Origin of the sequence: Streptomyces thermolilacinus SPC6, from assembly GCF_000478605.2 — a bacterium.
GTDB lineage: Bacteria > Actinomycetota > Actinomycetes > Streptomycetales > Streptomycetaceae > Streptomyces > Streptomyces thermolilacinus.
Genome location: NZ_ASHX02000001.1, coordinates 86,083 through 111,650, shown reverse-complemented (window position 1 = coordinate 111,650; position 25,568 = coordinate 86,083). Strand labels below are relative to the sequence as shown.

Annotated in this window: 27 protein-coding genes, 1 pseudogene and 1 riboswitch; of the genes and pseudogenes, 12 read left to right on the top strand and 16 right to left on the bottom strand. The window is 73.2% G+C overall.

Going from position 1 to position 25,568, the window contains the following annotated elements; translation table 11 throughout:
- Positions 1-103: 103 nt before the first annotated feature.
- On the bottom strand, positions 104-1,123 hold the full coding sequence (locus J116_RS00570) for an isopenicillin N synthase family dioxygenase (protein ID WP_028964836.1): 1,020 nt from the start codon (positions 1,121-1,123) through the stop codon (positions 104-106).
- Positions 1,124-1,577: 454 nt separating this feature from the next.
- A riboswitch (cyclic di-AMP (ydaO/yuaA leader) is annotated at positions 1,578-1,754 on the top strand.
- 3 nt (positions 1,755-1,757) lie between these two features.
- Between J116_RS00570 and J116_RS00560 the strand changes: the two genes are divergently transcribed.
- The gene (locus J116_RS00560) at positions 1,758-2,237 is read left to right on the top strand and encodes a C40 family peptidase (RefSeq protein WP_023591321.1); all 480 of its coding nucleotides are present in this window, start codon (positions 1,758-1,760) and stop codon (positions 2,235-2,237) included.
- Between the two features lie 79 nt (positions 2,238-2,316).
- Here J116_RS00560 and J116_RS00555 read toward each other — a convergent pair whose 3' ends face one another.
- Positions 2,317-2,604, bottom strand: a complete 288-nt coding sequence (locus tag J116_RS00555; protein ID WP_023591322.1) for a hypothetical protein — start codon at positions 2,602-2,604, stop codon at positions 2,317-2,319.
- Between the two features lie 175 nt (positions 2,605-2,779).
- Between J116_RS00555 and J116_RS00550 the strand changes: the two genes are divergently transcribed.
- From J116_RS00550 to J116_RS29820, 3 genes are all read left to right on the top strand, one after another.
- Positions 2,780-3,400 (top strand): L-threonylcarbamoyladenylate synthase, encoded by a 621-nt coding sequence (locus tag J116_RS00550; RefSeq protein WP_023591323.1) that lies wholly within the window; start codon positions 2,780-2,782, stop codon positions 3,398-3,400.
- A gap of 58 nt (positions 3,401-3,458) precedes the next feature.
- Positions 3,459-3,833, top strand: a complete 375-nt coding sequence (locus tag J116_RS00545; protein ID WP_023591324.1) for a hypothetical protein — start codon at positions 3,459-3,461, stop codon at positions 3,831-3,833.
- 331 nt (positions 3,834-4,164) lie between these two features.
- Positions 4,165-4,317: a hypothetical protein gene (locus tag J116_RS29820; protein WP_023591325.1), complete on the top strand. Its 153-nt coding sequence runs from the start codon at positions 4,165-4,167 to the stop codon at positions 4,315-4,317.
- 24 nt (positions 4,318-4,341) lie between these two features.
- On the opposite strand, the gene J116_RS00540 is transcribed toward J116_RS29820, so the two are convergent.
- The gene (locus tag J116_RS00540) at positions 4,342-5,661 is read right to left on the bottom strand and encodes a cation:proton antiporter (RefSeq protein ID WP_028964837.1); all 1,320 of its coding nucleotides are present in this window, start codon (positions 5,659-5,661) and stop codon (positions 4,342-4,344) included.
- A gap of 165 nt (positions 5,662-5,826) precedes the next feature.
- On the opposite strand from J116_RS00540, the gene J116_RS00535 reads away from it, so the two are divergent.
- From J116_RS00535 to J116_RS00525, 3 genes are all read left to right on the top strand, one after another.
- Positions 5,827-6,489, top strand: coding sequence for a lysophospholipid acyltransferase family protein (locus J116_RS00535; RefSeq protein ID WP_023591327.1), 663 nt, complete (start codon positions 5,827-5,829; stop codon positions 6,487-6,489).
- A gap of 102 nt (positions 6,490-6,591) precedes the next feature.
- A complete protein-coding gene (locus J116_RS00530; protein ID WP_028964838.1) occupies positions 6,592-7,086 on the top strand; it encodes a hypothetical protein in 495 nt (164 codons plus the stop codon).
- Positions 7,087-7,390: 304 nt separating this feature from the next.
- The gene (locus J116_RS00525; protein WP_023591329.1) at positions 7,391-7,951 is read left to right on the top strand and encodes an RICIN domain-containing protein; all 561 of its coding nucleotides are present in this window, start codon (positions 7,391-7,393) and stop codon (positions 7,949-7,951) included.
- Between the two features lie 103 nt (positions 7,952-8,054).
- Here J116_RS00525 and J116_RS00520 read toward each other — a convergent pair whose 3' ends face one another.
- From J116_RS00520 to J116_RS00495, 7 genes are all read right to left on the bottom strand, one after another.
- Positions 8,055-9,146 (bottom strand): GNAT family N-acetyltransferase, encoded by a 1,092-nt coding sequence (locus J116_RS00520; protein ID WP_023591330.1) that lies wholly within the window; start codon positions 9,144-9,146, stop codon positions 8,055-8,057.
- A 58-nt stretch (positions 9,147-9,204) separates the two neighbouring features.
- Complete coding sequence (locus J116_RS00515; RefSeq protein WP_028964840.1) at positions 9,205-9,633, bottom strand: SAM-dependent methyltransferase; 429 nt, start codon at positions 9,631-9,633, stop codon at positions 9,205-9,207.
- Between the two features lie 88 nt (positions 9,634-9,721).
- Entirely contained in the window at positions 9,722-9,853 is a 132-nt protein-coding gene (locus J116_RS31165; RefSeq protein ID WP_268810576.1) for a hypothetical protein, read from the bottom strand.
- Positions 9,854-10,106: 253 nt separating this feature from the next.
- Entirely contained in the window at positions 10,107-10,703 is a 597-nt protein-coding gene (locus J116_RS00510) for a choice-of-anchor C family protein (protein ID WP_023591332.1), read from the bottom strand.
- A gap of 191 nt (positions 10,704-10,894) precedes the next feature.
- Positions 10,895-11,296, bottom strand: a complete 402-nt coding sequence (locus tag J116_RS00505; protein ID WP_023591333.1) for a peptidase inhibitor family I36 protein — start codon at positions 11,294-11,296, stop codon at positions 10,895-10,897.
- 131 nt (positions 11,297-11,427) lie between these two features.
- Complete coding sequence (locus J116_RS00500; protein ID WP_051204018.1) at positions 11,428-12,159, bottom strand: TetR/AcrR family transcriptional regulator; 732 nt, start codon at positions 12,157-12,159, stop codon at positions 11,428-11,430.
- 156 nt (positions 12,160-12,315) lie between these two features.
- Positions 12,316-12,909, bottom strand: a complete 594-nt coding sequence (locus tag J116_RS00495; RefSeq protein ID WP_028964841.1) for a L,D-transpeptidase family protein — start codon at positions 12,907-12,909, stop codon at positions 12,316-12,318.
- 293 nt (positions 12,910-13,202) lie between these two features.
- On the opposite strand from J116_RS00495, the gene J116_RS00490 reads away from it, so the two are divergent.
- Entirely contained in the window at positions 13,203-14,900 is a 1,698-nt protein-coding gene (locus J116_RS00490) for a sensor histidine kinase (protein ID WP_023591336.1), read from the top strand.
- 149 nt (positions 14,901-15,049) lie between these two features.
- On the opposite strand, the gene J116_RS00485 is transcribed toward J116_RS00490, so the two are convergent.
- The gene (locus tag J116_RS00485; RefSeq protein WP_079147836.1) at positions 15,050-15,514 is read right to left on the bottom strand and encodes a pyridoxamine 5'-phosphate oxidase family protein; all 465 of its coding nucleotides are present in this window, start codon (positions 15,512-15,514) and stop codon (positions 15,050-15,052) included.
- A gap of 241 nt (positions 15,515-15,755) precedes the next feature.
- On the opposite strand from J116_RS00485, the gene J116_RS00480 reads away from it, so the two are divergent.
- Positions 15,756-16,490: a response regulator gene (locus tag J116_RS00480; protein WP_023591338.1), complete on the top strand. Its 735-nt coding sequence runs from the start codon at positions 15,756-15,758 to the stop codon at positions 16,488-16,490.
- Positions 16,491-16,989: 499 nt separating this feature from the next.
- Here the strand turns inward: J116_RS00480 and J116_RS00475 are convergent, their stop codons facing one another.
- On the bottom strand, positions 16,990-17,313 hold the full coding sequence (locus J116_RS00475) for a hypothetical protein (RefSeq protein WP_023591339.1): 324 nt from the start codon (positions 17,311-17,313) through the stop codon (positions 16,990-16,992).
- Positions 17,314-17,570: 257 nt separating this feature from the next.
- On the opposite strand from J116_RS00475, the pseudogene J116_RS28100 reads away from it, so the two are divergent.
- Positions 17,571-18,459 (top strand): annotated as a pseudogene (locus tag J116_RS28100) (IS5 family transposase).
- A gap of 65 nt (positions 18,460-18,524) precedes the next feature.
- On the opposite strand, the gene J116_RS00465 reads toward J116_RS28100, so the two are convergent.
- The 4 genes from J116_RS00465 to J116_RS00445 all read right to left on the bottom strand — a co-directional run bounded on the left by J116_RS00465 (position 18,525) and on the right by J116_RS00445 (position 22,095).
- On the bottom strand, positions 18,525-19,265 hold the full coding sequence (locus J116_RS00465) for a class I SAM-dependent methyltransferase (RefSeq protein WP_023591340.1): 741 nt from the start codon (positions 19,263-19,265) through the stop codon (positions 18,525-18,527).
- Positions 19,266-19,432: 167 nt separating this feature from the next.
- On the bottom strand, positions 19,433-20,263 hold the full coding sequence (locus J116_RS00460) for a glycoside hydrolase domain-containing protein (protein ID WP_028964845.1): 831 nt from the start codon (positions 20,261-20,263) through the stop codon (positions 19,433-19,435).
- 407 nt (positions 20,264-20,670) lie between these two features.
- Positions 20,671-21,030, bottom strand: a complete 360-nt coding sequence (locus tag J116_RS00455) for a respiratory nitrate reductase subunit gamma (protein WP_023591342.1) — start codon at positions 21,028-21,030, stop codon at positions 20,671-20,673.
- A gap of 723 nt (positions 21,031-21,753) precedes the next feature.
- Entirely contained in the window at positions 21,754-22,095 is a 342-nt protein-coding gene (locus J116_RS00445; protein ID WP_023591344.1) for a tetratricopeptide repeat protein, read from the bottom strand.
- Between the two features lie 228 nt (positions 22,096-22,323).
- Between J116_RS00445 and J116_RS29310 the strand changes: the two genes are divergently transcribed.
- Both J116_RS29310 and J116_RS00435 read left to right on the top strand, forming a co-directional pair.
- Positions 22,324-22,764 carry a hypothetical protein gene (locus tag J116_RS29310; protein WP_023591345.1) on the top strand — a complete coding sequence of 147 codons (441 nt, stop codon included), beginning with the start codon at positions 22,324-22,326 and terminating at the stop codon, positions 22,762-22,764.
- 187 nt (positions 22,765-22,951) lie between these two features.
- Positions 22,952-24,598: a trypsin-like serine protease gene (locus J116_RS00435; RefSeq protein ID WP_161492102.1), complete on the top strand. Its 1,647-nt coding sequence runs from the start codon at positions 22,952-22,954 to the stop codon at positions 24,596-24,598.
- Positions 24,599-25,568: the final 970 nt, after the last annotated feature.

The window sequence follows — 25,568 nt, the reverse complement described above, 5'->3', positions numbered from 1 at the left end:
CCCCTGGGTCGAGCGCTCGCGGCCGCGGCGGACACCTCCGCACCTCCATCATCCCCCCGCGGGGCCCGGCCCGCACCGGCCCGGCCCCGCGCCCGGCGGACGCTCAGCCCGCCATGAGCCCGGGGTGGTGGCGGCGGGCGACCTCCGGGTGGGCCCGCACCCAGCCCTTCAGCTCGTTGCGGCCGTACTCGGCGTGCAGCGGGTTCGCCCGGTCCTCGGCGACACCCGGCGCGTCCTTCAGGTACGGGCCGGGAACGGTCTCGATCACCGCGTCCAGCCGCGGGTTGTAGAAGAACGGCACGGAGAACCGCTCCACCGCCCCCGGAGGGCTCACCACCCGGTGGTCGGTCGCCGACAGGTACCCGTCGGTCGCGATCTCCAGCAGCTCGCCCAGGTTGACGACGAACGCGCCGGGGCGCGGCGGCACGTCCAGGTACCCGTCGCCGGACCGCACCTGGAGGCCGCCCACCTCGTCCTGGAGCAGCAGCGTGAGGAAGCCGTAGTCCTTGTGCGCGCCCACGCCCTGGCCGCCCCCCTCCGGCGCCGACCCGGGGTAGCGGACCAGCTTGGTGTGCAGGTGGGGGCGGTCGGCGAACGCGTCGTCGAAGAAGCCGGCGGGCGCGCCGAGCGCGGTCAGCAGCTCCCTCAGCAGCCGGTGCGCGACCGCCGCGAGCCGGTCCTGCCAGGCGAGGACGGCCGTACGGAGTTCCGGCAGCGCGGCGGGCCACTGGTTGGGCCCCTCCAGCCACAGGTACGCCGGGTCGTCGGGGCCCACCTCGACGGCGGGTCGCTCCGCGCCCACGTCGAGCTGGTCGCGCCAGTCGGAGCGGCCGCCGGTGAGCTCGTGCCCGACGCGGGTGTAGCCGCGGAAGTGCGGCGAGTTCAGGTTGCTGAGCGCCAGCCGGTCCGCCTCGGGCAGCGCGAAGAACGCCCTGGTGAGCTCCATGATCCGGGTGATCTCCCGGTCGCTGACGCCATGCCCGGTCAGATGCAGGAAGCCCACGTCGCGGGCCGCGGCGAGCAGGTCCCGGTGGAACGCCTCGCGGGTGCGCGGATCGTCGGCGGCGGACAGGTCGATGACGGGGAGAACCGGCGCGGCGGCGGTCGCGGTGGTGGCGGTCATGGCAGGCATGGTGTGGCTTCCGTTTCGCGTGTGACGAGGCCCTGCTGCCCGGAGGTGGCGGGCACGCGGCGTACGGAAGGCACCGGCGGGAGTGTGCCGGGGAGGTGCGTCCGCTGCGCAGGACCAATGGAGAAGTGGAGCAGGGGAGAAGTCAGTCCTGGCGCAGACAGCTCATGGTCGTGACGCGCACGTAGTCCACGTGTCGGCGCATCACGAGAAGAGTCACCCGCACAGCGTAACTCGCCGCGATCACGATGGCCCGGAGACATCCGCCACACACCTCCCCGACGCGCCCCCGTCGCCCTTCGGCCACCCGCGCCACGCCGATCCGGCCAACGGTGAGGAGTCTCACAAAATGCCGATTCCGTTCGAATATCCCTCCCGGCATGGGTCACGATCCTTGACGACGACAAGCCCTCGCCGCCGTGGCGAGGCGGTCCGGGCGGACGCCGAGTCCTGCCGCCGTCCGGATCTGGTCGACACGAAGTGGATCGGCAGGAGTGGAGGACCCAGCAGTACCGGGACGTGCGCACCATGGCCGTCCCTTGGGGTGAAGCCGCGTCAGCGGCCGGGCAACTTCGCCTGCCCGAACCCGACAGGTCATCCTTCGCAGGCGGATGACGAAGGGTTGCGCATGACCGCGCAGAATCACATTCCGTCCAAGTTCTCCCGGACCGGCACCGTCTCGGCGCTGACCGTCGCCGCCCTCGCCGGCACCCTGCTGGTACCGGGCGCCGCGCCGGAGGCACAGGCGGCCGGCCCCTCGTACGCGACGAAGGCCCTGAACGTCGCCGCGTCGAAGAAGGGCTCCCCGTACAAGTACGGTGCCGCGGGCCCGACCCGGTTCGACTGCTCCGGCCTCACGCTGTACGCGTACAAGCAGGCTGGCAAGACCCTGCCGCGCACCGCGCAGCAGCAGTACAACAAGACGCGCCACATCTCGGCGTCCAGCCTCCAGAAGGGCGACCTGGTCTTCTTCCACTCCGGCGGCCGCGTCTACCACGTCGGCATCTACGCGGGCAGCAACCGCGTCTGGCACTCCCCGAAGGCCGGTTCGGTGGTGAAGCTGGAGCGGATCTGGACCAAGAAGGTCCTGTACGGCCGCGTCCGCTGACCCCGCCGGCCCGCCCGGGCCCCGGCACACGAGTGCCCCCGGACCGTCCGGTCCGGGGGCACCCCCGTGCGGGCCTGCCCTAGATGCCGGGCACCAGGCCCAGTACGGGCGCCACCGGGGCGACGACCTGCCGGAGCTGCCCCAGCTGCTGTACGCCGCTGAGCCCGCCGAACTGCTCGGTGATCCGCGGCACCTGGTCGCGGTGCTCCTCGTCCACGCCGCTCGCGGCGAGGTCGTCCACCTGGCTGAGGAGGGAGGGGCCGACCGGGCCGACCGGCACGATGGACGCGTTGGCGGCGGGCGCGGCGAGAGCCGAGGCCCCGGCGGCGAACGCGAGGGCGGCGAGCATACGGTGAGTCTTGGTCATACCGGGATCAACGGCCTCACCCGCCCCCAGGACACGGCCGAAAGGTGTCCCCGCATCAGTTCGCGGCGCCTGCGCGCCGTTGACAGAGCTGTACGGGCTCGCACGGGTACGTGGACCACATCGGCCTGTGCCGACCCTGACCGCCGGGCACGCGGCACCGCGTTAGGCTCGTCGGATGGCGAAGTACTTCGATGTGCACCCCGACGACCCACAGCGCCGCGTGATCGGCAGCGTGGCCGAGATGATCCGCTCCGGCGCCCTCGTCGCGTACCCCACGGACTCCTGCTACGCGCTCGGCTGCAAGCTGGGGAACCGGGAGGGCCTGGCGCGTATCCGTACGATCCGCGATCTGGACGACCGACACCACTTCACCCTCGTCTGCCAGAACTTCGCCCAGCTCGGGCAGTTCGTGCACATCGACAACGACGTGTTCCGGACGCTGAAGGCGGCGACCCCCGGCAGCTACACCTTCATCCTCCCCGCGACGAAGGAGGTGCCGCGCCAGCTCCAGCACCCGAAGAAGAAGACGGTCGGCGTTCGCATCCCCGACCACACGGCGACCCAGGCCCTCCTCGCCGAACTGGGCGAGCCGCTCGTGTCGAGCACGCTGCTGCTGCCGGGGGAGGAGGAGCCGATGACACAGGGCTGGGAGATCAAGGACCAGCTCGACCACGTACTCGACGCCGTCCTCGACTCGGGTGACTGCGGCACCGCGCCGACGACGGTCATCGACTTCTCGGGCGGTACGCCGGAGATCGTCCGCCGGGGCGCCGGCGACACCTCCCGCTTCGAGTAGCGCGCCCCCGCCTTCACCCTCAGAGGCCGTTGTCAGTGGCGGGTGTTTGGCTTTCCGCATGAACGACAACGCGCGGCTTGTCCTGGCGACGGTCTCCCGCCTCCTCTGGCCGGACACCACGGACCTGTCCTGCGCGCCGCACCCGCCGGACCACACCTGCCCGCGCTGGCCGGACGGCACGGACGCGTCCGACGTGTCCGCCGTGACGGAGGCGCTGTCGATGCGCCACGGCGATCCGGCACTCGCCACGACCGCCGCCCTCACGGGGCTGCCCCCGGCGGACGGCACGGCCCGGCGGCACGAGTGGGCGTTCAGCGACCGCTGGATAGCCTCGGGCAGGACCGAGGAGGCCACCCGGCCCTGGCCGTGGTGCGGCGCGCCGTACGCCCCGTCAGCGGCCTCCCGGCGGACGCCACCTGGCTGGAGCGCCTGACGGCCGTGACGGGATGGGACCGGGCCCCCGCCACCTGGTTCGACTGGGCGGAACACGACGCGCGCCTGGGACACCCCTGCCCACCGACTTCAAGGCGACCGCGGACACCTTCGGCACGGGCCTGTTCGACGGGTTCCTGGAGCTCCACGACCCGGAGCGAGAGCCGGGCGGCGGGCATCGCCGGGGACGTGGCGGCACACGCCGAGTGCGGCCCCACACCGTGGCAGCCCCACCCCGCGTACCCGGCTCCGCGCGGTCTGCTGCCCTGGGCGTTCAACGAACACGAGCAGACCTCCTACTGGCTCACGACCCTGGCCCGGACCGGTGGCCGGTGTACGCCACGGACGTCGGCATCGACGCGGGGCGGGTCCTCGACTGCACGGCGACCGAGTTCCTGTACCGGCAGCTCACCGACGAACACCACCCGTTCGGGATACCGGCCCGGTTCGCCGCGCACTGGTTCGAGACCTTCCCCGGTGCCTGACGGCCCTGGGAGGCGGGTACGGCGTCACAGCCGCTCGTGGGCGACCTCGTCGTCGCCGGGCCGCTCGTCGCCGCGCCTGCGCCGCGCCTTGAGCAGCCGCAGCCGGTCGAGGCGGGAGATGACCGGGGTGGCGCTGACCCCGTGCACGACGACCGACGTGAGGACGGTGAACGTCACGACGGCCCACAGCTCGCCCGCCGGGACGTGGAAGCTCTCCGAGCCCAGGGCGTACGCGAGGTAGAACAGCGAACCGATGCCGCGGATACCGAAGAAGGCCGTGACGGCGCGCTCCCGGGGGCCCGCGGCCGTGCCCAGCTGCGCCACCCACCCGGTCAGGGGACGGACGGCGAGAAGCAGCAGCAGACCGACGAGGGCGCCCTGCCACGACAGTCCGGCGAGGCCGCCGCGAGCGACGAACGCGCCGAGCAGAAAGAGCAGCCCGGCCGTCAGGAGCCGTTCGATCTGCTCCACGAAGTCGTGCAGCACGGCGTGGTAGCCGTGCGCGCGTTCGGCCGCGCGGATGCTGCACGCGGTGACGAACACGGCGAGGAAGCCGTACCCGTGGGCCAGTTCCGTGACCCCGTACGCGAGGAAGGTGGCACCCAGCGCGACGAAACCGTCCCGGTGCTCCGACAGCCGCATCGACTGCCAGCCGGCACGGAAGAACAGCCACCCGAGCAGCTTCCCCACGCCGTAGCCCGCCAGCACACCGACGGCGCACTTGTAGACCACGTCCACAAGCAGCCACTCCCCGACCCAGTCCCCGGACAGCCCGGCACCTGCGGCACCGGCCAGCGCGACCGCCGCCATGACGACGGGAAAGGCGAGCCCGTCGTTGAGCCCGGCCTCGCTGGTCAGGGCGAACCGCACCTCGTCCTCGTCGTGCTCCGACTCGGTCGGCGCACCGACCCGCACCTCGGACGCCAGGACCGGGTCGGTCGGCGCGAGCACGGCGGCGAGCAGCAGCGCGGCGGCCGGCGGCCAGTCCAGCAGCCACCAGGCGAGCAACCCGGTGACGGCGATGGTCAGCGGCATCGTCACACCCAGCAGCCGCCACGACGCCTGCCACTGCCGCCACCCGACGGGCCGGTTCAGCGCCAGCCCGGCACCCATCAGCGACACGATCACGCAGATCTCGGTGAGGTGCTCCACCCACACCCGCTGCCCCACCGGATCGACCTCGGGCACGGGCAGCGGCAACGTCTGGAAGAGCATGCCGCACAGCAGGAAGACGAGAGGCATGGACAGCGGCCGGCCCGCCACGAGCCGCGGCAGCACGGCGGCGGCCAGCGCGCCGCCCCCGAACAACGCGAAAAGGAAATCACCCGAGATCACCGCAGACATGTGCCCCTGCCACCCCACTGGTACGCCCCCCACCCGAGCGACACGCCGACTCCGGCCGAACACCTGGGTACGCACACACGCCCGGCCTGAGTACGGGTGCTCAGTCCCCGCCGCGCCCCGGCCGCCGACGATGACGACCGACATCGCCGCACCCGGGAGATCCGCATGCTCAGCCGCCTCGCCCACGCCGTGGTCCCCGCCTTCGGCCGCCTCACGGTGACCGCCGACCAGGACGCGGACCTCGCGCCGGGCAGCGTCCTCGCCGCCAACCACACCTCGCTCGCCGACCCCGCCGTCGTCCTCGCCGCACTGCACCGCCTCGGCGTCCGCCCGGTGGTCATGGCGGCCGCCGGACTGTGGAGGATTCCGCTGCTCGGCCCCGCCCTCACCCGCGGCGACCACATCCCCGTGTACCGGGGCCACCGCCGCGCCGCCGACGCCCTCGACCTGGCGGAGGCGGCTCTGAAGCGGGGGCGGCTCGTCCTCATCTACGCCGAAGGGGGCATCCCCACCCGCGCGGACGCCGCCGAGGCGCCACCCGGCCCGTTCCGCAGCGGGCTGTCCCGGCTCGTGGAACGCACCGGAGCGCCGGTCGTCCCGGTGGGCCAGGCGGGAGCCCGCCGGATCACGTCGGGCAACCCCGTCAAGCAGGTGGCGGGCGTCCTCACCGCGCCCCTCCGCCGCCCGGCCCTGCACGTCCACGTGGGCGCCCCGCTGCCCCCGGCGGACGACCGCGCCGCGACCACCACCCGCGCCCACGCGGCGGTGACGGCCGCCTGGCACACCGCGACCACCCACCTCACCCGGGCCACCATTCTCGCCGCATGATCCCCTTCGGGACCGACCGGGCCTGACGGAAGCGGGACCAGGGCCGGTGGGCGCACCCGCCCGACCGGGCAGCGTGCGCCCACCGGCCGACAGACTGCCGCCATGTCCACCGGCGTGAGCGGGATGATCGAGTGCGGGCCCGGAGCCCGGCTCCGGGGCCCGGACGACGACGACAGCCGATGGCAGGGCGCCATCGACCTGTTCCTCCTCAACAACGGCAACGCCTACGACGCGCTCGCCTGCCTCTTCGGCGTACGCGACTCCTACGGCTTCGAGCCGCTGGCCGAAGGGCGCGGCCTCCCGCAGGACACGTCGGACGCGGTGCGCGCGGACTTCGACGCCGACGGGGGACCGCGGGACGTGCACGGCACCACGTGGATCGCCTGGGCCGAGCTGGCCGCCGCCGACTGGCAGGCGACGGACCGCTCTGGTACCTGGAGCCGGGAGTCGGTCGCGGGCGACGGACCGCTCTGGTACCCGGAGCCGGGAGTCGGTCGCGGGGGACGGAACGCACTGGGGGCCGGTCGGAGCGTCATGCGCACGCTGAGCGGCCTGCACGGGCCGGAGAACGTCCGGCTCGTCGTCTGGTTCCACTGACCTGCGGCCGGACACCGGGCGGGTTCATACAAGCGGACCAGCGGGTTTCGGCCGATCGGCGCGACGATGTGACGGCCCGTCACTGCGAGTGGAACCGTTTCTTCCGCTGTCGCACCGGTTCTGCGGGACGTGGGGCGCCACCCGGCCTTGTCCATGGTTTTCCGCCATCGGGCCTCCGGTGGCCAAGGGCTGCCGCCACGCCTGTGCACCATACGGATGCGAGTGATCACCCCAGGTGAGGCTCCGAAGCCACTTCGGCACCCGCGCCACGCGGGAGCCCGACACCGCACCCCCAAGGAGATCGATGTCCTCTCGTCGCTTCGCGCGCGCCGTCGTCTGCGCCGCGGTCACCACGGCGTTCCTCGGCACCCTCACGGCCGGTGGCGCATCCGCCGCCGACCGCACCAGCCAGGACCTGTTCAACAAGTCCGACGGCAGCCGCCTGGCGCTCCTCAATGACGCCACCAGCGAGGGCGCCACCGCGATCAGCCTGCGCGACCCCGGCTGGAAGTACCGCACCGAGGTGTGGGACGAGGTGGGCGGCGCCTGGGAGAACGGCAAGTGGACCATGACGTTCAAGAACCAGGCGGCCAACAAGTGCCTCCAGCCCTCCTCCGCCACGCCCGCCCGCGGCACCACCGTCGTCGTCCGCGCCTGCGACGGCTCCGACCTCCAGCGCTGGGTTCTGCGCCCTGAGTACGACAACAACTCCCGCTGGTGGATCTGGCAGCCGAAGGTGAACACGTCCCTGGCCCTGACCGTGAACCGCTACAACGACGGCAGCTGGAACACCCTCTACCTCAACACCGCCATGCCCACCGACGACCGCCTGTGGCGGCTCGGCGCCAACGACGCCGCCTGGTAAGCCCACCGCCAGCGTCTCGGACCCGGCCCTCCCGGCCGGGTCCGAGGCACGTCAGGACCAGATGACGGCGTGCTCTACGCCGTCGCCCCGGACGTCCGCCGCCTCATCCCCGCGCGCCCCGGTTCCGTACGGCGGCGTGCCGGGGCAGCACGTAGCGGACGCCGCCGTCGGCGGAACCGGCCGGGGTGAACCCGGCGCGGGCGACCACGGCGTGCGAGGCGGCGTTGCCGGGCTCGACGGTCGCGTGCAGCACGGTCAGCTCCGGCCGGGTGAAGGCCCGGTCCACCAGGGCGCGCAGCGCCTCCGTCGCGTAGCCCCGGCCGCGTTCCGCCGCCACGATGTCGTAGCCGACCTCGGCCGCACCGTCCGCGTCGGGAGCGGCGTGGAAACCGATGCCGCCCACGGCCCGCCGGTCGGAGACGCGGACGATGGCGTACGCGCCCCAGCCCGGCCGGTACGTGCCCGCCTCGTGCGCCCGCGCCACCATGCCCCCGGCGAAGCGTGTCCCCTCCTCCGGGCCGCCCTCGGCCCATACGAACCCACCGCTGCCGCCGTCGTGCAGATCGGCCGCGAGAGCGGGCCCGATCTCGCACAGGACCAGCCGCTCGGAGCGGACGGGGTCGGCGTGCCAGCGCCACGCGCCGAGGCGCGGCAGGCCGTCGAGTTCACCGCGGCCGGTGGCCCACAGCAGTGTGCGCCAGGGGTCATCCCCGCGCGGGACGTGCGGGAACAGCCGCTCCAGCACCCGGGCGCACAGGTGCGGCGGCGGCTGCCAGCCGTGTACACCGAGCCCGCCGAGAATGTCGTGGGCGTGCGCGAGCGCCTCCAGGATGCCCATGGCCGCGAACCCGTCGCCGCCCGCGGCGCCGTACGGGTGCCAGCCCCGTACGTCCGAAGGCGTCCGGTGGACGGCGGCGGACAGCAGCCCGCCGGTCGCCTCGAGCACGCGGACGAGGCCGTCGGGGGTGGCGCCCGGCGCGGCGACGATCCTGTAGGGCGCGTATCCGTCGGTCGCGCGGCCCGTCAACTGCGTGGCGTAGCCCGTGAAGTCGCTCGCGATGTGGACGGCCGTGTCGTAGCAGCTCCACTCCAGCCCGGCCGCCGGAACGGACCAGTCCCGGTCGGTCACGTCACGCAGTGCGGAGGTGATGGCGGTGACCGCCTCGTCGATGTCCTGTGGACCCATGATCGCCATGCTGGCGACCCTATGCGCCGCGCCTTCGCGCGTACACGGATTTCCTCTGTCCCTGCCGTCACCCGCGTACGGGCAGCTCCCGCAGTGGGTCGCCGCCGTCGACGAAGACCCGTCCGCCGGGCGCGAGCGCGGCGGAGATACGGCTCAGGGCCTGACGCCCCGTCTCCGGGTGGCGGCCGTCGAGCGCGCCGACCCGGAAGGCGAAGACGAGGTCGAACGGGCCGTCGCCAGGCTCCGGTTCGAAGTCCTCGGCGGCGCACTGCCGTACCGAGAGGCGGCCGGACGCGATCTCCTCGGCGCAGGCGGCCCGCGCCCGCGCCACGGCGGCGGCCGACCGGTCGATGGCCAGGATGTGCCCGGTGTCCAGTCGCGCGGCGACCGCACGGGCGGCGGCGCCTGGCCCGCACCCGATCTCCAGAACCCGCAGATGCGGGGCGAGAGGGAGCGCCGCGACGGCTTCGGCGAGACGGGGCGAGAGCTGCGGCATGCCCCGACGGTACGCGTGGACGGGCCCCGAAGGGCCCACCCGTCCGTCCCGGCCGCGCCGCGCCGCCGGAACGGCGCCGGGTGGCGCGTCAGGGCCGGGCGCGGCGCGTCCGCAGGACGGACACGCCGACGACGGCCGTGATCCCGGCCAGGTCCTCCGCCCAGGGCGGCTGGCTGACCGTTGGCCAGCCGTTAGGAGGCACGGTCCTGGCATGACGCATGGCCCTCCTCAGCCGGTTGGTTCCGGTCGGGAAGGAGACCCGCGCGTCCGGCGGAGGGTCGCCCCGGTGGGTGAAAACGTGATCACGGCGTGTCCGGCGCGTCATGGGCGGTGCATCGCCGTACGGGAACGAGGAGGCCGTGCCGACCGGTGGTTTCCGGTCGGCACGGCCTGTGGGCGCCGCGTCGCGGGGCATGCTCGTCGTCGGGTCGTGGGCGTTGTGCGGGCCGTGCGGGCCCCGGCGGCCGTCCCGGTCAGGAGGGGCAGGAGCAGGAGCAGCAGGTGTCATCGACCCGTACGTCGTCGATGACCGGGCCGTACGCACCGGTCACCGTGCTGGTGAAGCCGAGCGTCGTCGTCGGACCGTTGGCCACGAACGTCATCTGCCGGGTCACGTAGCCCATGGCGGCGCGGGTCTTGCCCGTGGAGTCGAAGGAGAAGTCCTGGAAGTTCTGCCCGTCCACCAGGACCCGGCCGGTCTTCACGGCCGGTCCGCCCTCCGGGTTGGCGGCCAGGGCGTAGGTGACGCTGTACTTTTTGCCTGCGGTGGTCGTGAAGGTCTGCGACACCGTGCCGGGCCGGGTGGCGTTGAGATCGACGGACTGGTCTCCTTCGGCGGCCTGCCAGAATCCGGCGCCGATGTGGTCCACCGCCCCGCTGGTGACCCTCCACGGTCCGATGGTCTGACCGCTGGAGAGCGTCCGGAACGAGTTGGCCGGACCGGTCGGGTACTCGAAGCTGCCGTCGTCGAACCGGCTCACGGCGGAGGCGGGGGTGGCGAGCGCCACGACCGTCCCGGTCGCGAGCAGACCGGCGAGGAGCGTGGTGGCTAAGGATCGGGGAAACGCCATGGTGCCCTCCTGGGATGGGTGATGATCCGGTGGAGCACGATCAGCGTCCTGCCTGCGACGGAGGCGGGAGAAGAGGGCCTGCCGGGCGTGCGGAGGCGACCGCCACGGGGTGTCGTGCGCGGGCGCCGATGCCCCGTGGCGCGAGCCGGTGCCCCACCACGGACACCGGCGCGCACGACGGCCGTCTCGGGTCAGCACTTCCAGGTGTGGCTTCGCAGGTACGTGCCCGCGCGGGGCAGGTTGGTCTTCTTGCCCTTGGCGAGGCAGAACATCTTGGTGCCCGTCAGCCCGGTGCGGGTGAACGCGGAGACCGGCATGCCGCTCCTGCCGTTGTTGAACGCCGACCGCACACGCGTGGTCTTCGACCAGCCGCACACCGTGGACCCGTGCAGCCAGTCCGGGTCGTCCACCTGCCAGCCGCACACCTTGCCGTTGCCGTTGTCGCCGGAGTACACGCAGAACGCTCCGGGGGTGCACATCCACGGATCGCCCTGTGGGGCGGCGCCCGCCGGGGTGGGCGCCATCAGCGCCGCGGCCACGGCGACCGCCGCGAGGCCGACCGCCGTGCGCCGCTTGCCGCTCGCCTTGCTCATGAGTGTTCCCTTTCGGTCGAAGTTCCTCCCGGGCGGCCCGAAGCGAGGCCGGGCAGGCCCGTGAAGCCGATGTGACGGACGTACGGGTACGGAGATGTGCCAGGTGACGGATGTACGCGTACGGAGGTGTGTCAGGGCGCCGGGGCGGCCGGGGGCTCGTACTGGTCGATCAGATCCAGGCCGCCGACGATGTCGCGCATCAGCAGCTCGAACATCGGCTGCTGGTCGCCGAACAGCGGCGAGAAATGGCCGAACGCCTCGATGGCGACCTGCCCGTAGAGGGAGCGCCAGCAGCCGAGCATGACCGCGGCGGCCTCCGGCGGAAGGTCGACGCCCGTGTCGCGCACGTAGTCGCCCATCTGCCGCCGCAGCCGGGGCTCCAGCGCGCCCGTGGGCACCGGGTAGCGTCGCGCCGCCCACAGCTCCGCGAACACGGGGCCCCACACGCCTGCCAGCCGCCGCACCCAGCGGGTCGTCAGGGCCGCGTGGGCGTCCCCAGCGGCCCGTGCCGGGGTTCCGAACAGGAAGCAGAACTCCCGTCGGCGGCCGATCGCCCAGGACCGCAGCACACGGCTGGGGGCGACCATCCGCATCGCGAAGTTGTCCCTGGGGTAGCGGGCGGCCGCCTGGGACAGCTCGTCCACCAGCTCGTCCACGATGTCGTCGGCGACCCGCGCGACGATGTCGGGCAGCCCCCGCTCGAAGTGGTGGTAGAGCGCCGCCGGGGTCACACCCACCCGCCGCGCGACCTCCGTGAGGGTCAGCGACTCGACACCGCTCTCGACGATGACCGCCCGCGCCGCCGCCCGTACCTCGGCGGACATCTCGGCCCGCAGACGGGCGCGGCGCCCTCCCGCTGACACCGGTGACCCCCTCGGTCCGCGCGACGGCTCGCTCCGGGACGCGCCCCCGTGGCGCGCGTCCCCGCGAGCGAGCGTACCGCCGCCGCGCCCGCGCGCCCGGCCTCGGCGGGACCGCACATCCGTGCGCGCCGCCACCGGGCGGTACGGGCCGCTGCGTCAGGAGACGACCCGCAGGTGTGTCGGCCACCCGATCCGGTCGAGACGGCTGAACAGGTCCCTGATGTCGGCGGGCTTCAGCTTCACGCAGCCGTTGGACCGGTAGTCCCCCGGCCCGTTCCAGCGGCGCTCCTCCGCGCGGCCCTGCGTCCCGTCGCGGTTCATCTCCGAGTGGATGAACATCTCCGTGCGGGTCACCTTGCCCGTGGAGCACCGCATGTCCTGGAGGTACACCGCGTACCCCTTGACGAACTGGCCGTTGTACGTCCGGGACTTCAGCCTGACGCGCCAGTTCCCGTTCGGGATCCAGCCCTTGTCGCGTACGCAGTCGTTCGTGACGCCCATGCCCGAACCGGCGCGGTAGCCGGCCTGCAGCACGCCGCCCTTGTACAGGCGCAGCCGGGAGTTCGACGGGTCGGAAGGGTTCTTGTCGAAGACCAGGGTCGTGGCGCCCTTCGCGGCCCCGGCCGCCGCGCCCGCCGCACCCGCCGCGTCGTCCGGCCGCGCCTCGGCGGCCGCGGACGTCGCCGCCACGGCCGCCGCCGCGAACCCCAGCGCCACCGCGCTGCGCAGCCCACGCATCCTCGGATTCACCGATCCACCTTTCCTCGTTCGCACGGGCATCTGTTCGCCGGTGCCGAGGTAAAGCATCTTTAGAAAACGACGTCGTTTTAAAGAGCTAAGGGGCGTTATCACCCCTTCGAGGGGTGCTCGTCCCGTCCTGCGCGCCCTGTGTGCGTTCGCGCGCCCCGGTATCGCGCCCCGGCGCCCGGGGGTCCCCCTGGTCGAACACCGACTCGGGCCCCTCCGTGCGGCCGGATAGGCTGCCGGTGCAGCACGGGATCGACGGAGGAGGGCCGTTGGGCATGGAGGGTCCGTTGTCGCGGATGCCCCAGATGAGGCTCGACGAGCTGCTGGAGGAACTCCAGGCACGCATCAACGCCGCCCGCGGCACCCGCGACCGGGTGCACAGCCTGCTGGAGGCGGTCGTCTCCGTCGGCCGGGAGCTCGACCTTTCGCAGGTGCTGCGCCGAATCGTGGAGGCGTCCGCGCTGCTCGTGGACGCCCAGTACGGGGCGCTCGGGGTCATCGGCCCCGACGGGCGCACTCTGTCGCAGTTCCTCACCGTCGGCCTCACCGACGAGGAGACCGCCAGGATCGGCCCCCTCCCCGCCGGGCACGGCATCCTCGGCGAGCTCATCCGCAACCCCCAGCCCCTGCGGCTCAGCGAGCTCGGCACCCACGAGGCGTCGTACGGCTTCCCCGCCCACCACCCGCCGATGCGGACGTTCCTGGGCGTGCCCATCCGCGTCCGCGACGAGGTGTTCGGGAACCTGTACCTCACCGACAAGCGCGGCGGCCAGGACTTCGACGCCGAGGACGAGTCGGTGATCGCCACCCTGTCCGTCGCCGCCGGTGTCGCCATCGACAACGCCCGCCTGTACGAGGCGTCCCAGCGCCAGCGGCGGTGGCTCCAGGCCAACGCCGAGATCACCCACAACCTCCTCTCCGGCAGCCCCCGCCTGCGCGTCCTGGAGCTGATCGCCCGCCGCGCCCAGGAGATCACCGGCGCCGCGCTCGCCGACGTGACCGTGCCCGTCCCCGGCACCCAGGACCTCGTGGTGGAACTGGCCCTCGGCGCGGGCGGCGAGCTCCGCCGCGGCCTGGTCGTCCCCGTCGCGGGCACCCTGTCCGGGGCCGCCTACGAGGCCGGGGCGCCGGTCACCACCACCGGCCTCGCCGACGACGACCGCTACGGCGCGGGGCCCCGCCGCTTCGACGGCCTCGGCCCGGCCGTCGCCGTACCCCTGGGCACCGAGGCGCACGACACGCGCGGCGTCCTGCTGCTCGCCCGCCACCAGGGCGAACCCGTCTTCACGGAGGGCGAGCTCCAGCCGCTGCTGGCGTTCGCCGGACAGGCCGCGCTCGCCCTGGAGCTGGCCCAGCGCCGTACCGACGCCGAACAGCTCGCGCTCCTGGAGGACCGGGACCGCATCGCCCGCGACCTCCACGACCTGGCCATCCAGCGCCTCTTCGCCACCGGCATGACCCTCCAGAGCGCCGCACGGCTCGTCCAGCACGAGGGCGCCGCCGAGCGTGTCACCCGCGCCGTCGTGGACCTCGACGAGACCATCAAGATCATCCGCTCGACCATCTTCGGCCTGCGCGCCCGCGACGAGGACACGGGCCCGAGCCTGCGGGCCCGCGTCGCCCGCGCGGTCGGCGAGACGGCGAACACCCTCGGCTTCCCGCCCCGCCTGAGCATGGAGGGCCTGCTCGACACGGACGTGCCGCCGGGCGTGGCCGAGCATGTGATGGCCGCCCTCACCGAGACGCTCAGCAACGCCGCCCGCCACGCCCAGGCGACCCGCGTCGAGGTGTCCCTCCAGGCCACCGCCGACGAGGTGATCCTGACGGTGACGGACAACGGCCGGGGCATCCAGGAGGGCGGCAGGCGCAGCGGCCTGCGCAACCTGGAGGAGCGCGCCCGGTCCGTGGGCGGCACCCTGAAGACAGGCCGCCCGGACGGGGGCGGCAGCCGCCTCGTGTGGCGGGCGCCGATCACCGCCGCCGGGAACGCCTGAGCGGTCCCTGAGGGTGTACGGGTAGGGCCGCGCGCACGGGAGGGCGTGCGGCCGGGGCCCGTACGGGGAACTCGTACGGGACCGGGGCGCGATGCGTGTACGGGCGCGGTGGTGCCGCGCCGCGCCGGGCCCTGCGCCCGGCGCGGCACCTAGACGGTGAGCCGCAGTCCCGTGACCAGGTCCGGGCGGATGCGCAGCGCCGCGTTCATCACCGGTGTGGCCACCCAGGGCCGCAGCCGGGAGGCGAGACTCGCCATCTCCTCGTCGTCGGTGACCCGGCGCGCGTAACCGGTGACCACCACGCTCCAGCCGAGGTGGGTGTCCGGGTCGATCACATCGGCCTCGTACGCCACCACGACGCCGTCCGTTTCGGTGGGCGCCACGACTGAGGCGAGCGTCGCGCCGTCGTGGAGCCGGACGATGATGTCGTCGCCGTCCAGCAGGTGGTTGACCGGGCGGATCGCCGGGAGCGCCTGCTGCGTGAAGAGGATGCGGCCCAGCGAGACCGTGCCCAGCAGCCGCAGCGCCTCGGCCCGGCCGAGGTGGGCCATGCGCCGGGGTGCCACCGTCTTCCGGCGGCCGTCCGCCGTTCGATGCGTGGCTGCGTCGTTCATCGTGCCCACCTTCCGCTCCGGCTCCGTCCTCGGCCCCGTGGGGTGCCTTTCCGCCAGGGTCCCGCTCCGTGTCCTGCCGCGACAGGGCCGAACGGACCCCTTTCAGGACGGACCCACCGGTCCGGGCGCGCGGCACCGGCGAATCAGGGCCATACGGCCCTGGCCGCACGTCCCGCCCGGCGGGCAGGATGCGGGAGGATCCGCCTTCGGGCGGAGAGTCGGCGGAATGACGGAGAGTGCGATGACGGACAGCAGCGGCGGCCTCGGAGAGAAGGAACCGGTCAGGGTCTTCCTCCTCGACGACCACGAGGTGGTGCGCCGCGGTGTGCACGACCTGTTGGACGCCGAGCCGGACCTGACCGTGGTCGGCGAGGCGGGCACGGCCGAACAGGCACTGGTGCGCGTGCCCGCGCTGCGGCCCCGGGTCGCCGTCCTGGACGTCCGCCTCCCGGACGGGGACGGCGTCAGCGTCTGCCGGGAACTGCGTTCGCGCATGCCGGAGCTGGCCTGTCTGATGCTGACCTCGTTCGACGACGAGGAGGCCCTGCTCGACGCCATCATGGCGGGCGCCTCCGGGTACGTGCTGAAGCAGATCACCGGAACCGACCTGGTCCACGCCGTGCGCACGGTCGCGTCGGGCCAGTCGATGCTCGACCCCGGCGCCACCGCCCGTGTGATGGCCCGGCTGCGGGGAGGCGCCGAGGAGCCCAGGGAGCAGGCCGCGTCCACCCTGTCCGGGCTGACGGACCGTGAGCGGGAGATCCTCGCCCTGGTGGGGGAGGGGCTGACGAACCGGGAGATCGGCAAGCGGCTCTACCTGGCGGAGAAGACCGTCAAGAACAACATCTCCCGGCTCCTCGCCAAACTGGGCGTCGAGCGCCGCGTCCAGGCCGCCGTGATCGCCACACAGGCGCTCGGCACCCCCGACGGCCGGGACGGTACGACCCCGGGCCGCGACGGCCGCCTCCGCGGCTGACGCGGGACACGACGCGGCTGGCGCGGGGCACGACATGCCAGGCGTACGGCGTGTTGATGGCCCCGCGGATCGCGGAGTCGGTGTCGACCCCCAGGCGGTCAGCCAGGCCGCGTCTGCCGGGCCTGCAGCCGGGTCAGCGGCTCGGGCCAGATGCCGTCACGCTGCCGGCGGCGGATGAGCCCATGGACCGTCTGCCACAGCCCATACGCCGACGGCGGATCCTGCGATCCACTCGACGTCGCAGCCCTGGTGGGCCATCCCGGCGCCCCGTGCGGAACCGCCGAGCCGTCTGCTCGACGACCGCGCGTCGATCGACGGGCGGGCGGCCGTGGCCTTCACGCCCGGGAACAACGGCCCGAGCGAGGCCCACGTCTCATCCGAGACCACGTCACGAGACACAAGCACAGGGCTGCGCCCGACGACTTCGAAGATCCTCCGGCAACACGCTCCAAGGCCGACCGAGTCTCGTCGCTCGCGCGCACCACGAAGCGTCTGCTGGTCAGAGGGGATCGGTGAACGAGATCGGCTTGCCGATGGCGTGGGCGTATGCGATCTCCCTGCTCGTGGACTCGCCGATATACCCGCCTGGGTTGACGACCAGAACCCGGTCTGCCAAGTCGATCTTGCGCAGGTGGAGGGCGGCCAGCGCGGTCTTCTGCTCGTTGGTGATCAACTCGTCCGGTTCGTGATCCTCGGCGCGCGGGAAGACGCCTGGCGCGACGACGATGACACCTGCGAAGGTCAGATCGCGGTTCGCCGCGCTCATCTCGTCCACGAACCGGGCAGAGCCGCAGATGCAGACGATCTCAGGTCGGTCCGGCACGGCTCAGTCCTTCGGGTCGAACGGGAAGCCGTCAGTGTGGGCGTAGACCTCACAGACGGGCATACGAGCCAACAGCTTACGCGGCGAGACGGACACCACCCGGCCGTACCGTCGCAGGCGGGAGGCGTGGCCCGTGCCGGGAACGACGCTGCTCGACGCCGAAGTCCGGGGTGCGCCCGGCTCACCAGCATCCTCTGGCAACGGTCCAAGGGCCTGTCCGGCGGATCTTGTGGCCGTTCGTGGGTTGGTTCGTTGGCATGGTCAGGGGGCGGGTGGATCCCACGAATGAGGAGCGGGCCGGACTGAAGCCGCATCTGCCCGAGTCCGGGCGGCGTGGGGGTCGTCGGGTCAGTCATCGCAGGATCATCAACGGGATCCTGTTTCGACAGCGCACTGGGGTTCCCTGGCGGGATCTGCCTGTGCGTTTCGGTCCGTGGAAGACCGTCTACGAGCGGCACCGGTGGTGGTCGGCGGACGGCACGTGGGACAAGGTCTTCGCGGCCGTGCTGGCCGACGCTGATGCCGAGGGCCGTATCGACTGGTCGATGGTGAGCGTGGACTCCACGTCCTGCCGGGGAGTCGTCAGCATGCGGCGGGAGCGCGCAGGAGACCTCCGCGGGTGCCGGGAAAAGAAGCACGCCCCGGCACCATCGCCCAGACGAGGGACTCGGTCGCTCCCGGGGGCGACCTGACCTGCAAGATCCACCTGGCCGGTGAAGGCGGACGCCGCCCGCTGGCGCTGCTGATCACGCCGGGCCAGTGGGGCGACGCCCCGCAGCTCATCCCGGTCATGGAACGCATCCGTGTCCACCGCCCGGGTGGCGGGCATCCGCGCACCCGGCCCGACCACCTGGGCGGCGATAAGGCGTATTCCTCCCGGCGCAACCGCCGCTACCTGCGACGTCGCCAGATCAGCACACCGTTCCCGAACCCCGAGATCAGCGGGCCCACCGCAAAAGACGCGGCAGCAGGGGCGGACGGCCCGTCGGCTTCGACAAGACGATCTACAAACGCAGGAACGAAGTGGAGCGGACGATCAACGCGTTGAAGACCTTCCGGGCCGTGGCCACACGCTTCGACAAACGCGCCTACGTCTTGCACGGGACCGTCACCCTCGCCTCGATCCGGCTCTGGCTCCGCCCATGATCAGTCGGACAGCCCTTAAGGCCTGCTCGGCGAGGGGATGCCTTCACGTCTCGGCGCGGCGGAACTTACGGTTTGCGGGTTACCCAGAGCAGTTCCGCCGGCCAGCGGTGTGCCCAGTCGGGTGGGTCGGTTTCGTTGTAGCCGTTGGGTGTTCCGAGTCCGGGCCGCGGCTCGATGAGGTCGTCGATGATGAGACCCGCGCCGCGCAGGACCTTGACCCAGTCGCCGTAGGTGAGCTGATAGCTGGTCGCGCCGTCGTCTTCGGCGATGGTGTTCAGCCCGAAGTAGTCCTGCTGCAGCGTCGTGGTCACGCGGCTGGCGGCTTCGTCGTAGCAAGCTTCGAACCATGGGCTGGCGACGTTGAACACCAGGCGCCCGCCGCGGCCCAAGACGCGTGCGGCCTGCGGGACGGCCAGGTGCGGGGGCGCCCAGCTGAGCCCACCGAAGTCGCAGAACACCAGGTCGAAGCTGTCGGCGGCGAAGGGGAGTTGTTCGGCGGCGCCTTGCACTAGCGAGTAGCGGGCCGCTCCCATCGCGCGGGCCGCTGCGGCGAGTTGGGCTTCGGACAGGTCGAGTCCGACCACGGTGGCGCCCTCGGCGGCGAGCGCCCTGGACCACTGGCCGGCGCCGCAGCCGAGTTCGAGGACGCGCTTGCCGGTGACGTCGCCCAGGGCGTGCAGGTGCGCGTCGGGGATGGAGTACATGCCCCACAGCCGGGGTGTGGCGCCGATTTGCGGGTCGTGCTCGTGCTGGTAGGCGCTGCTGATCTTGTTCCAGAGCCGCCGGTTGGCGGGGATGCTGTCCACGTGCCGACTCCAGCACTGCCTGCCGGGGGCGGTCAACACGATTAGGGCACTGGCCGGCCCTCGCCTCGGTCCGGCCCTGGCTCGGCCCATGATCCGCCGGACGAGCCCCAGGACCCTGGGCTCGGTGACGGGCAGTCGGCGGTCACGGGCCGTCGCGCGGGCCGGGCTCAGCCGATGATGGCGACCGGGGCGTCCCAGGCGTTGCGGTCGATGGTGATGGTGTGGCCGCCGCGGGTCTCCTTGCTGTTGGCCTTGTACTGGTGGCCGCGGCTGTGTCCCGTGTACAGCTTCGGGTCCCAGGGCCAGTCCTTCGTGGTGGTCTCCTGACCGTTCCACAGGGCGTACCAGAGGTTGCCCGGCAGGTCCCTGCGGTCCTTGGCGGTGGCGATCGCCTTGGCGCTGGAGCTGCTGAAGCCGTAGAGGCCGGCACGGTAGGTCTTGGCCCGCAGGGTCTTGGTGAAGGACCGTACGTAGGCGAGGGTCGCCTCGTTGCACGCCTTGTCGGTGATGTCGTACGACTCCATGTTGAGGTAGATGGGGCTTCCGGCTTTCAGACCGAGCGCGGATGCCTTGGCGATGGCGTCGTTGGCGTTGCTCACCCCGACCGAGGCCGCTGTCGCCGCGGTGAACCTCTCCTTGTTCCTGCTCTTCTGGCAGGGCGGCTGGGCACCGACGTACAAGGGGATGACCCGCCAGCCCAGCGTGTCGACCGACTTCACCCAGGACTTGGTCAGGTTGGGCTGGGCGCAGCCGCGGTTCTTGCCGCCGACGTAGACCGCGACGCCGCCGTAGTGGCCGTCCTTTCTCCAGGCCTTCATCGCGGCGAGCGAGGGCGCGGCGCAGGTGTCGAACGCCCGGCCTGTGTAGGTCTTCTGCGCCGGCCACGCCGGAGCCGCCATCGAGCTCTGTGCCGCGGCCAGGGCGCCTGCCACGACGACGGCCCCTGTCGTGGTCAGAGCGATGTAACGGCCTTTTCTGGACAACCGGTGCTTCGGCATTCCCCACCCCAGGATGCGATCGGGCCCCGGTACTCCGGAGCCTGCCCACCCTACCCGGAGGTGGTCCCGAGCGGCCTACCGGCCTGTCGACCAGGGCGCCGCGCTTGGGAAATCGATGCCCTGTCTCGGCGTCCCTCAGGTTGCCGGTTCATCCGACTCGGAGGACCTACGGTCACGGGCACGTCGCAGCAGGTGCCTCGCCGGCAACACCACCCAGGCCACCAGCATCAGCGTCGCGGCGGCCCTCACCAGGGCGTGGTGCCGCTACTGGCCGCCGTCCATCCGAAGAACAGGATGCTCAAGCACATCCAGGCCGGGCCACCAAGGAACTCGCTTCTCGGGTTTCGCGACACCCCACCCTCCCCCTGCCCGACACCGCCACCTGCCGAGTGAACGAAGCCGGCAGTCTAGCGGCGGCCCGCCTCCCGGGTGCCCGCCTCGCGCCGCGCCGGGGCGTGCCCGTGCGGGGAGGCCGTGGTGCCGTACGCCGTCGCGGACGCCTTCCGCCGGTACACCAGGTACGGGCGGCAGGTACCCGACGGGGGCGCTCCATACGTGCACCAGGCGGTGAACGGCCACGCCGCGAACAGCGGGCACGAGGTCGGCGCGTGCAGGTTCGTGTGGCTCGTCCAGCCGAACTGGTCGCGCCGGTAGTGCCACACGTGCCCGACGGCGAACACCGCGAGGCAGAAGTACGGGAGGGCGACCCACAGCGGCAGGCCGGTGCCGTCGTAGGCGACGGCGAGCGGTCCAGGGGAGGCGGTCATCGGCGGACCCCGGTATCCACGGGGGTGGACAGGGGCGGCATGTGGGCGGGGTCCGCCGGGGCGGGCGCGACGAACGTGCCGGGCGGCGCGGAGCCGTTCTAGCCGTACGGGAGGCCGGTCCCGCCGTACGCGTCGAGGCCGACGTCCTCGGCGGGCGGCCCCTAGGCGGCGAGCTTCGCCACGGCGGCCAGGTCGGCGGGCGTGGCAGGCGGGAGCAGCGACAGCAGCGCGGCGAGCAGCGCCGCGTACGGGGAGCCCACGTCGGCGAGGGGCGCGGTGGATCAGTTCCAGGCCCCGCCGCTGCCGCCGCGGGGGCGCCTCCCGGGCACCAGGCCCGGCGAGCGCCGCGAACTCCAGGACGACCGGCGGGTGGTGGCAGCTCCCCGCCCGCCGCGTTCCAGCCGCAAACCCGGTACGTCCGCGGAGCGCCAGCAGCGCCACGCCGCGCCGCCGCGTGTCGCCGTGCGGGTAGTACGTGAGGTACAGGCCGCTCCTGCGGCGCAGGTCGAACACGTCCACGTCACGGGACCAACGGCCCGCACCCGGGGCCCACCGACCCGCGCGGCGCCCCCGCCCGCCGGCCCATGCTGGGGGTGACCGAGCGGGCGGCACCACCGCTCCCGCCGTGCGGCCCACCGCCCCGCACGCCACGCCCCCGCCCGTCGCGTCGGGCCGCCCGCCCCGCACGGCCCCCGCCGGGAGGGCGGCCCGACGCCGGTCCGGCTACGGCAGGTCGCCCGACATGGCGGCGGCCATCCGCAGGTGCGGGGCCGCATCCTCGTGACGACCCTGCCGCTCCAGGGTGCGGCCGAGCATGAGGCGGGCGTACCCCTCGACGGGGTCGCGCTCCAGAAGGGCCCGCAGCTCCGTCTCGGCGCGCCTCAGCTGGGCGGAGTGGTAGTAGGCGCGGGCGAGCAGCAGCCGCTGGGCGGTCTGCTCCGGGTACTCGGCGACCAGGCCGCGCAGGATGCGGGCGACGGTCGGGTACTCCTTCGCCTCGAAGAACATCTGCGCGCGGTCCCAGCGCTCGGCGGCCGTCCCGAACTCGTAGTACGTCTCGCTCACTGCGCTCCCTCTCCGGTACGCCCCCCCGGTGTGCCCCTCCGGGCTGCGTACGGGGAACCCCAGCAGATCGTTCACTATTCCACTACTGGGAAGGGAGTGGCTGCGGGCGTCCGCCTCCCCCATTCGGCCCCGCGCGCCGTCAGCGGCGGGCGAGCGCCCCTCACCCGTCACGGTGGCCGACGGCACGTCGGGCCCCGCGGGCGCCCGGCGGGCGGGCACCGTGGCCGTATGCGCACCTCCCGCCTCGCTCCCGCCCTGCTGGCCGCCCTGCTCACGCTCGCCGGATGTACCTCCGTACAGGGCCGTCCCGCCGCGCCGTCCCCCGTGGGCGAGCCGCCGGCCCGGGAGCGCCCGCCCACGTCCGCACCCTCCGCCCCTGCCCCGGCACCGGCCTCCCCGCGCGAGGAGCTGGCCGAGTCCGATGCCGCCCCGCCCCGCACGGCGGCCTCGCGGCACACCGCCGGGTCCGCGTCCGGCCCGGCCGACGCGAAGGGCCGCCCTTCCGCGCAGGGGCGCACCCACGGCGCCGAGGGCCCCGGCGCCGCGCCGCCCGTGGCCGTGCCCCGGCCCACCGCGGCGCGGACCGTCCAGATGCGCGACCTGTGCCAGGCGGCGCGGGGCACCGTGGACCCCTCCCTCGCCGAGCTGTGCCGCCGCACCTACGGCTGACACCCCCGCCTGCGGCCTTGAGGTCCCGCCTGGCGTCAACGACCGTCACAATCCCGCGAGTTCAAGATCACAGCCGCTGGTTTCCCGGGTAGTCTGCACGGGATCTCACGGTCGTGGTGTTCCTGTGCTCCTCCAACACCGCGTCCACGCAGGGAATGTGATGTCCCATCGACGCAGGGAGACCTCCATGCTTCGTGCCCGTCCACGGTCCGCCTGGATGGCCGTCGGCCTGACCGCCGTGATCGGCGCCGGCCTGCTGCCGGCGCATTCGGCGGTCGCCGCCATCGGCACCCCCGACACGAGCGGCACCCACGCCCACACCGCCCAGATCACCGTGGGCGACCGCACCAACGCCCGCGGCTGCTCCGGCACCCTGATAGCGGCCCAGTGGCTCCTCACCTCGCAGAGCTGCTTCACGACCACCCCCGGCACCGGCCTCACCCCCGGCAAGCCGCAGGAACCGGTGAAGGTCACCCTGGGAACCGGTACCTACACGATCGCCGAGCTGTTCCCCCGCGCCGACCGGGACGTCCTCCTGGCGCGGCTCGACCGGCAGGCCACCGGCATCACCCCGGCCAGGATCGCCGACGCCTCCCCGGCGGCCGGGACCGCGCTGACCGCCGCGGGCTACGGCCGCACGAAGACGACGTGGGTGCCGGACAAGATCCACACGGCGGCCTTCACCGCCACGTCCGCCACGGCGACCGCCCTCGCCATCGAGGGCGCCCAGGCCGGTGACGCCATCTGCCAGGGCGACGCGGGCGGGCCCGTCACCAACGCCGCGGGGGAGGTCGTCGCCCTCGCCAGCCGTTCGTGGAAGGCGGGCTGCCTCGGCACCCCCGAGACCGAGACCCGCAGGAACGCCGAGGCCGCCCGCGTCGACGACCTCCGCCAGTGGGTCGTCGACGTGCGGGCCGCGCAGTACGGCTGGAAGTCCCGCACCTTCCTCCAGGCCGGTCAGGGCCTCTACCAGGGTGTCCGGCTCGCCGACGGCACCTGGAGCGACCTGCGCGACGTGCAGGCCGAGGCCGGCAGCATCGGCGGTGTCCTGGCCTCGGCCCGCGCGGTCGCGGCGGCGGGCATCAGCCGGGACACCCATGTCCTCGCCATCGACGGCGCCGGAAAGCTGCGCCACGCGATACGCGCGGCCGACGGCACCTGGAGCGCCTTCGGGGACGTGGGCTCCCGCGCCGGGGTGCTCGGCGACCTCCGGCAGGTCTCCGCCGTCTCCATCGGCCACGAGCTGCACGTCGTCGCCCTCGCGGGGAACAAGGTGTTCCACACCCGCCGCGACGCCGCGGGCCAGTGGACCAGGTTCGGTGACGTGGCCGGGGCCGTCGGGCCGATCGGGGCGGTGACGTCCGTCTCCACGGCCAGCGTCGGCGGCCACCTCCACACCGTCGCCGTCACCGGCGGCAAGCCGTTCCACACCATCCGCGACACCGGCACCGGCAAGTGGACCGGCTGGGGCGACATGAGCAGGGCCGTCGGCACCACCGGCCCCGTCTCGTCCGTGGCCATCGCGGGCGTCGGCACCGACGCGCACGTCGTCATCGCCACGGACAACGGAACGAAGCAGTACCACACGATCCGCAACAGCGCGGGTGGCTGGTCCGTGTACGGCGACCTCGCCGGTGTCTGGGGCACGGTCACGGCGAAGTCCGTCAGCGCCGCGCACGTGGCGGGCGAACTCCAGGTGGCCGCCGTCACCGCCGACGGCAGGGTCCTCCACACGACCCGGCACGCCGATCGCTCCTGGGCCCCGACCGTCCCGGTCCCCCTGACCGGCACCACCGGAACGCCCACCCACCTGAGCATCACCGGCACCCTCTGATCACACCCGTGCCCCGCGGCGGGCACCAGTCCCGCCCGCCCGTGCGCGCCTTCGCCGCCGCGGTGCGGGCGGGCGGACCCGGCGCCTGAAGTGGTGCGGGCGGGGCAGCCGACACGGGCAGCGGGGGTCGTACGGGCTCCCGCGAGCCCGCCGCCGACGCCAAGTCCCTACGCCACCCCGACCTGAGCCCCCGATGGGTGAGAGCTTTTGGCGCCGCCCCTCCCGCGCATCTTCTTCACGCTCTGCCCACGCGTCGAAGGCGTTGCGGGCGCGCTCGATGGCGGCAGGTGCTCCGCGGCCCATGCCAGCAGTACGTCCACGGGGTGCCGGAGGGTCTTGCCGACCAGCCCCCGGCGGTAGCCGGGGTGTGCGGACCGCGGCGGCCTGGTGGGCACGCAGCCGCCGGGCCAGGTCTCCGTCCTCGATCCCTTTCGCTCGCCTTGGAAGGGCTGACCTCCGCACCGTCGGGGACGGGTGGTGTTCAGCGCAGGGTGAGCGGGGTCGCGGAAGCGACGTGAAACAGCCTTTCGGGGTTGCGGACGTAGTAGAGCGGTGATGCGGGCGGCCTGGACACTGATCGCCATGACACCGTCGATCTCGCCCCCGAGGCGGACGAGGAGGGCGGGGTGGCCGTTGATCACGGTCGGCTCGGTGGTGAACGTGCCTTCGAACCCGCCCATGCCACCGGCGAACATCCGGGCCGCCCGTCCGGCGCCGGTGACCGGACGCAGCGCGGCGTGCTTGAGGCCGCCGCCGTCGCTCTTCAGGACGACCTCGGGGCGAGCACGTCGAGGAGGGCCTGGGGGTCCCCCGTCTCGACGGCGCGCCGGAACGACTCCAGGACCGCCCGGCCCTCTGTCGAGGAAGCCACCTGGCGGGGGCGCCGGGCATCCCCTGCCCCGGGCCGCCCGTACCAAGTCGCCCGAACCGCCTGAGCCCCCGGCGCGGCTGCCGCATGCCTGCCCGAGCC

Bases quoted from the DNA above. Each gene is read 5' to 3' on its own strand.
- J116_RS00550 (WP_023591323.1), top strand. From the start codon at position 2,780: ATGGCGAAGTACTTCGATGTGCACCCCGACGACCCACAGCGCCGCGTG.
- J116_RS00490 (WP_023591336.1), top strand. From the start codon at position 13,203: ATGCCCCAGATGAGGCTCGACGAGCTGCTGGAGGAACTCCAGGCACGC.
- J116_RS00570 (WP_028964836.1), bottom strand. From the start codon at position 1,123: ATGACCGCCACCACCGCGACCGCCGCCGCGCCGGTTCTCCCCGTCATC.
- J116_RS00480 (WP_023591338.1), top strand. From the start codon at position 15,756: ATGACGGACAGCAGCGGCGGCCTCGGAGAGAAGGAACCGGTCAGGGTC.
- J116_RS00505 (WP_023591333.1), bottom strand. From the start codon at position 11,296: ATGAGCAAGGCGAGCGGCAAGCGGCGCACGGCGGTCGGCCTCGCGGCG.
- J116_RS00560 (WP_023591321.1), top strand. From the start codon at position 1,758: ATGACCGCGCAGAATCACATTCCGTCCAAGTTCTCCCGGACCGGCACC.
- J116_RS00510 (WP_023591332.1), bottom strand. From the start codon at position 10,703: ATGGCGTTTCCCCGATCCTTAGCCACCACGCTCCTCGCCGGTCTGCTC.
- J116_RS00485 (WP_079147836.1), bottom strand. From the start codon at position 15,514: ATGAACGACGCAGCCACGCATCGAACGGCGGACGGCCGCCGGAAGACG.
- J116_RS00555 (WP_023591322.1), bottom strand. From the start codon at position 2,604: ATGACCAAGACTCACCGTATGCTCGCCGCCCTCGCGTTCGCCGCCGGG.
- J116_RS00535 (WP_023591327.1), top strand. From the start codon at position 5,827: ATGCTCAGCCGCCTCGCCCACGCCGTGGTCCCCGCCTTCGGCCGCCTC.
- J116_RS31165 (WP_268810576.1), bottom strand. From the start codon at position 9,853: ATGCGTCATGCCAGGACCGTGCCTCCTAACGGCTGGCCAACGGTCAGC.
- J116_RS00515 (WP_028964840.1), bottom strand. From the start codon at position 9,633: ATGCCGCAGCTCTCGCCCCGTCTCGCCGAAGCCGTCGCGGCGCTCCCT.
- J116_RS00435 (WP_161492102.1), top strand. From the start codon at position 22,952: ATGCTTCGTGCCCGTCCACGGTCCGCCTGGATGGCCGTCGGCCTGACC.
- J116_RS00530 (WP_028964838.1), top strand. From the start codon at position 6,592: ATGTCCACCGGCGTGAGCGGGATGATCGAGTGCGGGCCCGGAGCCCGG.
- J116_RS29310 (WP_023591345.1), top strand. From the start codon at position 22,324: ATGCGCACCTCCCGCCTCGCTCCCGCCCTGCTGGCCGCCCTGCTCACG.
- J116_RS00540 (WP_028964837.1), bottom strand. From the start codon at position 5,661: ATGTCTGCGGTGATCTCGGGTGATTTCCTTTTCGCGTTGTTCGGGGGC.
- J116_RS00460 (WP_028964845.1), bottom strand. From the start codon at position 20,263: ATGCCGAAGCACCGGTTGTCCAGAAAAGGCCGTTACATCGCTCTGACC.
- J116_RS00525 (WP_023591329.1), top strand. From the start codon at position 7,391: ATGTCCTCTCGTCGCTTCGCGCGCGCCGTCGTCTGCGCCGCGGTCACC.
- J116_RS00455 (WP_023591342.1), bottom strand. From the start codon at position 21,030: ATGACCGCCTCCCCTGGACCGCTCGCCGTCGCCTACGACGGCACCGGC.
- J116_RS00545 (WP_023591324.1), top strand. From the start codon at position 3,459: ATGAACGACAACGCGCGGCTTGTCCTGGCGACGGTCTCCCGCCTCCTC.
- J116_RS00520 (WP_023591330.1), bottom strand. From the start codon at position 9,146: ATGGCGATCATGGGTCCACAGGACATCGACGAGGCGGTCACCGCCATC.